At 59.6% G+C, this 12,560-nt stretch carries 8 protein-coding genes; 3 read left to right on the top strand and 5 right to left on the bottom strand.

The features are described from left to right. Positions 1–9: 9 nt before the first annotated feature. A complete protein-coding gene (locus tag ACMXYI_RS23150) occupies positions 10–3,489 on the top strand; it encodes an autotransporter outer membrane beta-barrel domain-containing protein (protein WP_415769245.1) in 3,480 nt (1,159 codons plus the stop codon). A gap of 60 nt (positions 3,490–3,549) precedes the next feature. Here ACMXYI_RS23150 and ACMXYI_RS23145 read toward each other — a convergent pair whose 3' ends face one another. The 5 genes from ACMXYI_RS23145 to ACMXYI_RS23125 form a co-directional block, all read right to left on the bottom strand. After that, positions 3,550–4,158: a LysE family translocator gene (locus ACMXYI_RS23145; RefSeq protein ID WP_415769244.1), complete on the bottom strand. Its 609-nt coding sequence runs from the start codon at positions 4,156–4,158 to the stop codon at positions 3,550–3,552. A gap of 51 nt (positions 4,159–4,209) precedes the next feature. Further along, the gene (locus ACMXYI_RS23140; protein WP_415769243.1) at positions 4,210–5,049 is read right to left on the bottom strand and encodes an AraC family transcriptional regulator; all 840 of its coding nucleotides are present in this window, start codon (positions 5,047–5,049) and stop codon (positions 4,210–4,212) included. A gap of 76 nt (positions 5,050–5,125) precedes the next feature. Beyond that, positions 5,126–5,767, bottom strand: a complete 642-nt coding sequence (locus ACMXYI_RS23135) for a DUF1345 domain-containing protein (protein WP_415769242.1) — start codon at positions 5,765–5,767, stop codon at positions 5,126–5,128. A 192-nt stretch (positions 5,768–5,959) separates the two neighbouring features. Beyond that, positions 5,960–9,052 (bottom strand): multidrug efflux RND transporter permease subunit, encoded by a 3,093-nt coding sequence (locus ACMXYI_RS23130; protein WP_415769241.1) that lies wholly within the window; start codon positions 9,050–9,052, stop codon positions 5,960–5,962. A gap of 15 nt (positions 9,053–9,067) precedes the next feature. Continuing rightward, a complete protein-coding gene (locus tag ACMXYI_RS23125; RefSeq protein WP_415769240.1) occupies positions 9,068–10,225 on the bottom strand; it encodes an efflux RND transporter periplasmic adaptor subunit in 1,158 nt (385 codons plus the stop codon). 293 nt (positions 10,226–10,518) lie between these two features. On the opposite strand from ACMXYI_RS23125, the gene ACMXYI_RS23120 reads away from it, so the two are divergent. Both ACMXYI_RS23120 and ACMXYI_RS23115 read left to right on the top strand, forming a co-directional pair. Next, the gene (locus ACMXYI_RS23120; RefSeq protein ID WP_415769239.1) at positions 10,519–11,220 is read left to right on the top strand and encodes a response regulator; all 702 of its coding nucleotides are present in this window, start codon (positions 10,519–10,521) and stop codon (positions 11,218–11,220) included. Positions 11,221–11,224: 4 nt separating this feature from the next. Next, complete coding sequence (locus ACMXYI_RS23115) at positions 11,225–12,526, top strand: ATP-binding protein (protein WP_415769238.1); 1,302 nt, start codon at positions 11,225–11,227, stop codon at positions 12,524–12,526. Positions 12,527–12,560 lie beyond the last annotated feature (34 nt).

Genomic DNA, 12,560 nt, shown 5'->3' with positions numbered 1-12,560 from the left:
TTATCTCCCTTGGCAGATGTCGTTATGTGTCGCAGCGACATTAGCGAATTAACGCACAACAGCGCTCGGATTTTCCGCTTTGCATGCAGGATTATTCCTACATTCAGGGCGGGGGTCGGTAACTATTCTGTCGGACGCTTTCTGGGAGGGATCTTTATATCCTGTCGGAAAAATCATTTTTGCGGTGTCGTTTTTTGTCAGGTAAACACAATGTCTCGTATTTCGTGTTTGGTTCGCGGTGGCACAGCCGCTGGTTTACTCAGTTCCGTAGTTTTAGTTTCTTCCAACGCTTTCGCTGCAATACTTCCACCCGGTGACAGCGCCACAGTCAACAATGCATCTCCCCTTGAGAACTGGGGTGTTTCCAATGGCGGAACGCTTACTATCGAGGGGGGGAAGGCTCTTACAATCAGCGCACAACGTGCAAATGTCGTTTTCAATGGTGGCCAGAGCCTTCGCATAGATGCCAATACCTCGGCCTTGAATCTCTCGGGGGCTACAGTCGACAGCGCTGCCGGAAGGGGGGCAATTCAGCTGATCGATAGTTCTGCCACTATCGACTTCAGCACGATCACCAGCACCAACAGTTTTGGGCTTTTGTTAGGACGCAACATCAACACCCCAGCCTCATCAAGCGCCACGGTCACCGGTGGAAGTGTAATCACCGGCGCTCCAGGCGGCGTCAATGCCGTTGGTTTTGCGGTGTTGAACCTCGAAAACTCAACCGTTCGCGGCACAAGTGCCACCAGCTACGGCGTGCAATTGGGCGGCGCAACGCTATCGGCGACGGACAGCACGATTACTGGTGGGAAGGATGGCCTGCAAATCATTACCGACAATACCGGTGCCAACGCCAGCACGGTAACACTCAACAATACCCGCGTGACGGGCGGAACGGGGTCGGCAATCGTTCTGGGTTCGTCCGGGGCCCCCGGCACAGTCGCCAACATCAATGTCCTCGGCAGCACTGAACTGATGGGTGGCAATGGCACGCTGTTGCAGGCGACTAATCGCTCCGCGGCCAACCTTACCGTCGACGCCAGTGCCTTGAGCGGTAATGTGATTGTCGACACCGGCAGTACCGTCGCGCTGTCGATGCAAAACGCCGCGTCCATCGAAGGCAATCTTCAAAACGTTACGCGGGTAAATCTCGACTCCCACAGCGTATTGAACGGCAATGTGCTGGCCGTTGCAGGCACTGGTGCCACGGTCAATCTGAACAACGGTTCTGCGATCAATGGCAATGTCGAAAATGTCGCCAGCCTGTCGCTGAACAATGCGAGCAGCATGACCGGGGACGTCAACACGGGTACCGATGGCAGCTCGCGGGTAAATCTCGACACCGGCAGCGTATTGAACGGCAATGTGCTGGCCGTTGCAGGCACTGGTGCCACGGTCGACCTGAACAACGGCTCTGCGATCAACGGCAATGTCGAAAATGTCGCCAGTCTGTCGCTGAACAATGCGAGCAGCATGACCGGGGACGTCAACACGGGTACCGATGGCAGCTCGCGGGTAAATCTCGACTCCCGCAGCGTATTGAACGGCAATGTGCTGGCCGTTGCAGGCACTGGTGCCACGGTCGACCTGAACAACGGCTCTGCGATCAACGGCAATGTTGAAAATGTCGCCAGTTTGTCGCTGAACAACGCGAGCCGCATGACCGGGGACGTCAACACGGGTACCAACGGCAGCTCGCGGGTAAATCTCGACACCGGCAGCGTATTGAACGGCAATGTGCTGGCCGTTGCAGGCACTGGTGCCACGGTCGACCTGAACAAAGGCTCTGTGATCAACGGCAATGTCGAAAATGTCGCCAGTCTGTCGCTGAACAATGCGAGCCGCATGACCGGGGACGTCAACACGGGTACCAATGGCAGCTCGCGGGTAAATCTCGACACCGGCAGCGTATTGAACGGCAATGTGCTGGCCGTTGCAGGCACTGGTGCCACGGTCGACCTGAACAACGGCTCTGCGATCAACGGCAATGTCGAAAATGTCGCCAGTCTGGCGCTGAACAATGCGAGCAGCATGAGCGGGGACGTCAACACGGAGACCAATGGCATCGTGCTGCTGGATAACAGTTCGGTACTGACCGGCCAGATCAACAATTCCGGCAACCTCAATATCAACAACGCAGCGCAGTGGGTGATGACCGGTGACAGTAACGTGCAACGTCTTGCCCTGAATGACGGCGTGGTTCGCATGGGTTCCAACGAGCAGTTCCAGCAACTGAACGTGGGTGATCTTTCCGGTAAGGGTACGTTTGTGATGGGCAGCGATCTGGGCAACGGTGACACCGATTTCCTGAACGTCACCGGCAATGCGAGCGGGCAACATCAACTGCAGATCAGCGCTACCGGTACGACACCTGTCACGTCTGAAGCGGTGAAGGTCGGTACTATCGCCGCTGGCGACGCGAGCTTCTCGCTGGGCGGTCGTGAAACCGTGGACGCAGGTACGTTTGTGTACCGATTGGCCAGGGAAGGTCAGGGTTTGTACCTGAATCCAGATAAGGAAACGGTCAGTACCTCTAGTAATACTGCGTTGGCCCTGGCCGGGAGTGCGCGCAGTGTTCTGAATGCTGAAGGGGCCATGCTTAGCGACCAATTGGGAGACCGGAGCCTGAGCGTCCGACCGGAAGCATCGATGCGCTCGATGAACGACAGCTCGGTGAAAAACCTCAGCAACAGTGTCTGGGTTCGCACTTATGGCAACCAGTACAACGTTGGTAACGCCTATGGTGATGGCTACACCCAGAATCAGACCGGAATTACTGGTGGTGCCGACACAACAGTGGATCTTGTTGGCAGGTCGTGGGTGCTGGGCGGATTTGTCGGAACAAGCCATACCAAAATGGATCTCAAATACGGCTCCAGCGCCACCGTCGACAGCCTGAATGCCGGTGTTTACGGCAGCACGTTCGATGTTGAAAGCGGTGTATTCGTCAATGTCATGGCCAAGATCAACCAGTTCGATAACAAGGCCAAGGTCACCATGAGTGATGGCACCCGGGCCAAGGGTGATTACAGGGCCTTGGGCGCCAGTGGGTCGGTGGCCGTAGGCAAGCACATCCGTCTCAAGGATGATTATTTTGTCGAGCCTCAAGTACAGGTCTCGACGGGGGTCATCCAAAGCGAGCGCTACAGGCTCGACAATGGTCTCGAAGTCAAAGCCGATACCATGCGTTCCTTTCAAGGCAAGGTGGGTGTCCGTGGTGGGCGTGTCATCACCCTCGACAACGGCAGCCTTCTAGAGCCGAGCCTGTCCACCGCGGTCAATCATGAGTTTGTGAAAACCAACGAGGTCAAGATCAACGACGACAGCTTCGATGATGATCGCGCCAGCAGCTCTATCGAATATGGCGCCGGCTTGAAGTGGACACCGGCGCAACGCAACTGGCAGGTTTCCGGCCAGGTGGGTGGCAGCAAAGGAACAACGGTCAGTCAGGATTGGAGCGGTAGCTTGAGGCTGAGTTACTTCTTCTAATTGAGAAAATGCCCCGAGTGTTTCGGGGCATTTTTGTACCTGTTGTGCTGACACAGTACGTCAAGTCAACGTGAGCCAGGCAGAACCCAGTAGCAGCAGTGCCATTACCTGATTAAAACGCTGGATGGCTTTTGCCGAGCCAAACCATCTGGTTGCTCCCTTTCCCAGCAATGCCCAAACACCCAGACACGGCAGCGAGACCAGGAAAAACGCCAGCGACAGGCAGACAATTTGAAGCTGATGATTATCGCCGGATCCGGCAAATACACCGACCACGGCAAATGCCATCATCCAGGTCTTGGGATTGACCAGTTGTAAGCCAGCGGCCGCCCATAATCCAAACCTTTGCTTGTGTCCTTCATCAACATCGAAGGTCGTGACCGGTGTATGGAATATTTGCCAGGCCAAGTAACTAAGCCAGGCGATCCCGCTCCATTGCATCAGCGATTGCACCCGTGGTAGTCCGGCAAGCGATTGACCAACACCGCTGCCTACTAACAACACAATCAATGCCGCACTGGCACAGGCGCCAAAAATGATCGGCAATGCGGCTTTGAAACCGTACCTCGCGCTCTTGCTCAGCACCAGTATGTTTGTCGGCCCCGGCGTAATGGAGGCGACGAAAGCGAACAGCAAAAATGGCAGCAGCGTGGGAAAGGTGGACAACATGGCAGCGGACTCCGTGAATGATCTCAGGAGCCGATCCTCACAAAGTCCGGGTCATGCGTCTGGAAGATTTGAGCAGCGCTTGCGATACAGTGCTGGCGTCAAACCATAAGCCCGGACAAACCAGCGGCCCAGGTGACTCTGATCGGCAAACCCCAGCTCCATCGCCACCGTCGCCGGTTGCTCGCCACGGGCCAGCATTCGCCGGGCGGTGGCCAGACGCAATTGCACGAGGTAGGCGTGGGGTGCCATACCATAAGCGGCCTTGAAGGCGCGGGTCAGGCGGAAGCGATCAACGCCCGTTGCGGCGGCCAGTTGGTCGAGGCCGATATCGTATTGAGCGTTGGCGTGCAGGTATTCCCGAGCCTTCTGCGCCACCAGCGGCAGGCGCGGATCCTCGCCATAGCGGGCGCGCCAGTGCAGGTGACTGGTCAGGCGTTCGAGCAAACCGTCGAGGGCGGTCTGGCGGACGATTTTCAGTTCGCCGTGATGCAGGGTTTGAAACGCCAGGCTGGTGGCGTGGGCGAGTCGCGAGTCGCTGGCCAGGGTGTTGGCGAAACTCAATTGACTGTTGTCGGGGGCATTTTCGAAGACTGCACTGAGTTCACGTTTCAGCCACTGCGGGTCGAGGTACAGCATGCGGTAGGTGAAACCGTCTTCGGTTGGCGCTTCACCGTCGTGGATGTCACCCGGCTCGAGCAGAAACACCTTGCCCGGCGTGCTTTGGTGCTTTGCCCGCCGACAGTGAAACTGCTGAACCCCTTGTTCGGTGACGCCCACCAGATAGCTGTCATGCCAGTGCGGGTCATAGGCATGGCCTTCGAAATGCGCGCGCAGGGTCTCGATGCCGGTGTCGGCGTCCTGGGCCAGGTCGATCCAGTTGTGAGTCGTCATGCTGCACCTGTGAGACGGATAGCCGACTTATTTAACGCCCGCGCCGAGCGTGATGACTAGAACGTTTGTGCAGGGATCAGTTGAACAGTCCCGCCGCGATGTTGATCGAGAAACCGAGAATGGCCGTGTTGAACAGAAAGCCGATCAGCGACTGCGCCAGGACAATCTTGCGCAAATCACGCGTCGCCACGCCAACATCGGACGTCTGGACCGCCGCACTGATGGTGAACGAGAAGTACAGGAAGTCCCAGTAATTGGGCGTTGTCAGACCTTCAGCAAAACGCAGTGCCGGGTCTTTGCCGCCCCAGGTGTAGAACAGGCGGGCGTAGTGCACGCTGAAAATCACCCCGATCAGCAGCCATGAACCGATCACGGTCAATGCAGTAAAGCCGTAGTGCAACAGCTTGCGGGTCGTTTCCAGGTCCCTGCTGCCGGCCAGTTCAAAGGCGATGGTCGCCAGGCTCGCCACCGCGGCGATGCATACAACAAACAGCACCAGCCCGGCGTTTTCGTCTTCGACCTCGGCGATGCGCTTCACATCCGGAGCTTTGGAGCGCGCGGTGAGCCAGAGCATCAGGACCAGGTAAGTCCAGACCCCGGCGTTCCAGCCGAAGAGGATTTTGCTGATGATCGAGTCGGCTGGAGTCAGAATGCCCACGGCAATGCCAAGCGCGGCGGCGGAGGAGAGGCGAGGGTGGGTGCGGGCGAGGAAGGGCATGTGAACTCGATACGTCAGGGCTTTGCAAACACCTTAGCCCAGCGCAGTTCGTTGTGACCACAGTCCTGAAGCCGAACATGATCGTTCCCACGCTCTGCGTGGGAATGCAGCCCGTGACGCTCCGCGTCACCTGCTGCTAGGGGACGCAGAGCGTCCCTTGAGGCATTCCCACGCAGAGCGTGGGAACGATCTTCATCCGTGGCGTTTTTTTACCAGTTTCATCACCACCACAAAAAACACCGGCACAAACACCACCGCCAGCGTGGCGGTGATCATCCCGCCAATTACCCCGGTGCCGATGGCTTGCTGGCTCGCCGAACTGGCACCGGTGGCAATCGCCAGCGGCACCACGCCGAGAATGAACGCCATCGACGTCATCACAATCGGCCGCAGTCGCAGGCGTGCGGCTTGCAGGGTGGCGTCGATCAGGTCATGGCCTTCGTCGTACAGGCTCTTGGCGAATTCGATGATCAGGATCGCGTTCTTCGCCGACAGCCCGATGATGGTGATCAGCCCGACCTTGAAGAACACGTCGTTGGGCATTCCGCGAAAAGTCACGGCCAGTACCGCGCCGAGCACGCCGAGCGGCACCACCAGCAGCACCGAAGTCGGAATCGACCAGCTCTCATACAACGCGGCCAGACACAGAAACACGATCAATAGCGACAGCCCGAGCAGGATCGGCGCCTGACTGCCGGACAACCGTTCCTGCAACGATAACCCGGTCCATTCCTGGCCCAATCCCGCCGGCCCTTGCGCCACCAGCCGTTCGATTTCCGCCATGGCTTCGCCGGTGCTGTAACCGGGCGACGGTTCACCGGAAATGCTGATCGCCGGGTAGCCGTTGTAGCGAGTCAATTGCGCCGGGCCCTGAGTCCATTTGGCCTGGACGAAGGCTGACAGCGGCACCATTTTCCCTGCGTTGTTGCGCACGTGAATCTTCAGCAGATCGGCGACCTGACTGCGCTGATCGCCTTCAGCCTGAACCACCACTCGCTGCATCCGCCCCTGATTGGGGAAGTCGTTGATGTAGGCCGAACCGACGGCGGTGGACAGCACATTGCCAATGTCGGCGAAGGAAACGCCCAGCGCGTTGGCCTGTTTGCGGTCGACTTCTAGTTGCACCTGCGGCGCTTCGGCCAGGGCGCTTTCGCGCACGTTCATCAGGATCGGACTTTTCTCGGCGGCAGCCAGCAATTCACTACGCGCCTGCATCAGCGTGGCATGGCCGAGGCCGCCGCGGTCCTGCAAGCGGAACTCGAAACCGCTGGAGGTACCAAGGCCGTCAACCGGCGGCGGCAGTACCGCAAAGGCTACGGCGTCCTTGATCTGGCTCAGCGCGATGTTGGCGCGATCGGCAATGGAGCTGGCCGAGTCGTCGCTACCCCGATCAGACCAGTCCTTGAGCGTGGTAAACGCCAACGCCGCGTTCTGGCCGCTGCCGGAGAAGCTGAAACCAAGAATTACCGTGCTGTCGCCAACGCCGGGTTCAGTAGCGTTGTGCGCTTCGATTTGCTCAACCACCTGCACTGTGCGGTTCTTGCTCGCACCCGGCGGCAGTTGAATGTCGGTGATGGTGTAACCCTGATCCTCCACCGGCAGGAACGAGGAGGGCAGTCGACTGAAGCACACGCCTAATCCGATCAGCAGCACGCCGTAGATCAGCAGGTAACGGCCAGAGCGTTTCAACGCATAGGCGACCCAGCCCTGATAACGCTCGGTCAGTTGCTCGAAACGCCGGTTGAACCAGCCGAAGAACCCGCGCTTCTCGTGATGTTCGCCCTTGGCAATCGGCTTGAGCAGCGTCGCGCACAACGCCGGGGTCAAGGTCAGGGCGAGGAACGCCGAGAACAGAATCGAAGTGGCCATGGACAGCGAGAATTGCCGGTAAATCACCCCGACCGACCCCTGCATGAACGCCATTGGAATGAACACCGCGACCAGCACCAGCGTGATGCCGATGATCGCCCCGGTGATCTGCTTCATCGCCTTGCGCGTTGCCTCTTTGGGCGACAGGCCTTCGGTGGCCATGATCCGTTCAACGTTTTCCACCACCACAATCGCGTCATCCACCAGGATGCCGATCGCCAGCACCATGCCGAACATGGTCAGCACGTTGATGGAGAACCCCAGCGCCAACATGGTCGCAAAGGTGCCCATCAGCGCTACCGGCACCACCAGGGTCGGAATCAGCGTGTAGCGGATGTTTTGCAGGAACAGGAACATCACCGCAAACACCAGCAACATCGCCTCGCCGAGGGTGTAAACCACTTTGGTGATCGAGACTTTGACGAAGGGCGAGGTGTCATACGGGATCTTGTATTCCACGCCAGCCGGGAAGTAGCGCGCCAGTTCGTCCATCTTCGCCCGCACCAACGTGGCAGTGCTCAAGGCATTGGCGCCCGGTGCCAACTGCACACTGACGGCGGTCGACGGTTTGCCGTTAAGGCGGGTGGAGAACTGATACTCCTGACTGCCGATCTCGACGCGCGCAACGTCTTTAATGCGCACAGTTGAGCCGTCCGGATTGGCTTTAAGGACGATGTCGGCGAACTCTTCCGGCGTCGACAACTGACCTTTGACCAGAATGGTCGCGGTGATTTCCTGAGTGGTGCGGGTCGGTAGGTCGCCGATGCTGCCCGCCGACACTTGCGCGTTCTGCGCGACGATGGCGGCGTTGACGTCAGCCGGGGTCAGGTTGAAACCGATCAGCTTTTGCGGGTCGATCCAGATCCGCATCGCCCGTTCGGCACCGTACAGCTGCGCCTTGCCGACGCCGTCCAGGCGCTTGATCTCATTCATCACGTTGCGCGCCAGGTAATCGCTGAGCGCCACGTCGTCGAGCTTGCCGTCGCTGGAGGTGAGGGTAATCAGCAGCAGGAAACCGGCGGAAACTTTCTCCACCTGCAAACCCTGCTGCGTCACTGCTTGAGGCAGACGCGACTCGACCACTTTCAGGCGGTTTTGCACATCGACCTGGGCCATTTCCGGGTCAGTGCCCGGCTGGAACGTCGCGGTGATGGTGGCACTGCCGAGGCTGCTCTGGGATTCGAAATACAGCAGATGGTCCGCACCGTTGAGTTCTTCCTCGATCAGGCTGACCACGCTTTCGTCCACGGTTTGCGCCGAAGCGCCGGGGTACACGGCGTAGATTTCGACTTTCGGCGGCGCTACGTTGGGGTATTGCGCCACCGGCAACTGTGGAATGGCCAGGGCGCCGGCCAACAGGATGAACAGGGCAACCACCCAGGCGAACACCGGGCGATCGATAAAGAACTGCGGCATAAAGAAGCGTCCTGCTTACTGACCAGAAGCCTGGGCAAGTGGAAGAGGGGTGTCGTCGATCTGCACTTTTTCGCCGGGACGAGCGTGCTGCAGGCCTTCGGTGACGATGCGGTCGCCGGGCTTGAGGCCGCCGATGACGATCCAGCGATCGTTCTGCACGGCGCCCAGTTCGACCGGTTGCTGGCCGACCCGCTGTTCGGCGTCGAGCAACAGCACTTGGGCGATGCCGGCGCTGTCACGCTGGATGGCCCGTTGCGGCACGCTGATGCCTTGCTGAATGACCGCTTGCTCCAGACGCACGCGCACGAAGCTGCCCGGCAGCAAGTCGAGGTCCGGGTTGGGGAATTCGCTGCGCAGAATGATCTGACCGGTGCCCGGGTCGACGGTGATGTCGGCGAACAGCAACTTGCCCGGCAACGGATAGAGACTGCCGTTGTCCTGGATCAGCGTGGCTTTGGCCTGGTCCTGACCGACCTGCTGCAACTGGCCGGAACGGAACGCCCGGCGCAGGTCGTTGAGTTCGCGGGTCGATTGAGTGAGGTCGGCGTGAATCGGGTTCAGTTGCTGAATCAATGCCAGCGGTGTGGTTTCGTTCTGCCCGACCAGTGCGCCTTCGGTCACCAACGCACGGCCGATGCGCCCGGAAATCGGGGCTGTGACGGTGGCGTAACCCAGGTTGAGTTTCGCCCGTTCGACGGCGGCTTTGTTCGCGGCGACGTCGGCAGCGGTTTGCCGGGCACTGGCCCGGGCGTTGTCATAATCCTGGCCGCTGATGGCATTGCCTTCGATCAACTGCGCGTAACGCTGCTCTTGCAGGCGCGCCTGGAACGCATTGGCTTCAGCCTTGCGCAGCGCCGCTTCGGCACTGTCCAGGTCAGCCTTGAACGGCGCCGGGTCGATACGGAACAACACTTCGCCTTTTTTCACATCACTGCCTTCGCGGAACGCCCGTTGCAACACCACCCCGGCAACCCGGGCGCGGACTTCGGCAATGCGTGGCGCGGCAATCCGCCCGCTCAGTTCACTGGTGATCGACAGGGGGCTGGCTTGGATGGTTTCGATGCGAACCGTGGCCAGAGGCGCCTGTTCTTCGGCCGTCGAGGCCTTGTCACAAGCGCTCAGCGTCACCGCCAGTGCAATCAGGCTGAGCCTGGCAAGCAGATTCTTTGACATGTAATACCCCAATAATGACCCCCAGCATCCTACGGGGAGGCGACGAGGGTAGCGGTGAAGCTTTGTAGGCGCTGTGTGAAATTGTGTAAGGGTTTTACTCAGGCATGGGTGAGGGCGTATATCCTTGGCGACTTGATTTCTATTGCGACAGATGTACCGCTATCGCGGGCAAGCCCGCTCCCACAGGGATCTGATGTGGACACAGATTTTGTGAACACCACCGACCACTGTGGGAGCGGGCTTGCCCGCGAAGAGGCCCTGACAGTCGCCACCGCACTTTTTGGAAACACCCCATGCCCAACATCCTCCTGGTCGAAGACGACACCGCGCTCTCCGAATTGATTGCCAGTTACCTGGAACGCAACGGCTATAGCGTCAGCGTGATCAGCCGTGGTGACCATGTGCGCGAGCGTGCGCGGGTCAATCCGCCGGATCTGGTGGTCCTCGACCTGATGCTGCCGGGGCTCGATGGCCTGCAAGTCTGCCGCTTGCTGCGCGCCGATTCGGCCACGTTGCCGATCCTGATGCTCACCGCCCGCGACGACAGTCACGATCAGGTGCTGGGCCTGGAAATGGGCGCCGACGACTACGTCACCAAGCCCTGTGAACCGCGGGTGTTGCTGGCCCGGGTGCGGACTTTGTTGCGGCGCAGCAGCCTCACCGAACCGCAGACGGCCAACGACCGCATTCTGATGGGCAATCTGTGCATCGACCTGTCCGAACGCACCGTGACCTGGCGCGAGCAATTGGTCGAGCTCTCCAGCGGCGAATACAACCTGCTGGTGGTGCTCGCTCGACATGCCGGCGAAGTGCTCAGCCGCGACCAGATTCTGCAACGCCTGCGCGGCATCGAGTTCAATGGCACCGATCGCTCGGTGGACGTGGCGATCTCCAAGCTGCGGCGCAAGTTCGACGACCACGCTGGCGAGGCGCGCAAGATCAAGACCGTGTGGGGCAAGGGTTACCTGTTCAGCCGTTCCGAGTGGGAATGCTGAGGCGATGTTCAGAATCCTGTTTCGCCTGTATCTGGTGACCATCGTTTCGTACAGCGCGGCGATCTATCTGGTGCCGGATCTGGTGATCAAGGTCTTCCAGGAGCGCTTTGTCACCTACAACCTCGATTACTCGCGCGGGCTGCAAACCCTCATCGTCAAACAGTTTCACGCTGTGCCCCCGGAGCAATGGCCGGCACTGGCCGCGGAGATGGACAAGGAATTCCAGCCGCTGCACATCGTCCTGACCGGTAACGACGATGCCGATTTCACCCCTGATGAGCGCAAACGTCTGCAGCGTGGCGAGAACGTCGTGCGCATTGGCGACTGGGGCTGGCGCACCCTGGCGGTGTCGCCGCTGAACGAGCGGACGGTGGTGGAGATGGTCGTGCCGCCGGACCCGATGGACGTCAGCCTGTTGTACTGGAGCATCAACGTGCTGATCGGCGCAACGATGCTCGCCTGCCTGTTGCTGTGGCTGCGCCCGCACTGGCGCGACCTGGAACGCCTCAAGGGTACGGCTGAACGTTTCGGCAAGGGTCACTTGAGCGAGCGCACACAGATTTCCAAAAGCTCCAACATCGGTAGCCTGGCCAACGTCTTCGACACCATGGCCGGCGATATCGAGAACCTGCTCAACCAGCAGCGCGACCTGCTCAATGCCGTCTCTCACGAATTGCGCACGCCCCTGACACGACTGGATTTCGGCCTGGCGCTGGCGCTGTCCGACGATTTACCCGTAGCCAGTCGCGAGCGTCTGCAAGGTCTGGTCGCGCACATTCGCGAACTCGACGAGCTGGTGCTGGAACTGTTGTCCTACAGCCGCCTGCAAAACCCGGCGCGGCTGCCGGAGCGGGTCGAGGTGTCGCTGGATGAGTTTATCGACAGCATCCTCGGCAGCGTTGACGAAGAATTGGAATCCCCGGACATCGTTATCGATGTGCTCCTGCACGGACAACTTGAACGCTTCGCCCTCGACCCAAGGCTGACTGCCCGCGCTATTCAGAACCTGCTGCGCAATGCAATGCGCTACTGCGAAAAACGCATTCAGATTGGTGTGCGGGTGTGTGCCAAGGGGGCGGAAATCTGGGTGGACGATGACGGGATCGGCATTCCGGATGAGGAGCGTGAGCGGATTTTCGAACCGTTCTATCGGCTGGATCGCAGTCGGGATCGGGCCACTGGCGGGTTTGGTCTGGGGCTGGCGATCAGTCGGCGGGCGCTGGAAGCGCAGGGCGGTACGCTGACCGTTGAAGCGTCGCCGCTGGGTGGGGCACGGTTTCGTTTGTGGTTGCCCACCTCAGCCTGACGCACTCAGTGTAGCCGCAGCCTCGCAGGCTCGG

Source organism: Pseudomonas lyxosi (genome assembly GCF_047758685.1).
Classification (GTDB): Bacteria; Pseudomonadota; Gammaproteobacteria; order Pseudomonadales; family Pseudomonadaceae; genus Aquipseudomonas; species Aquipseudomonas lyxosi.
This window is presented reverse-complemented; position numbering and strand designations above follow the sequence as displayed.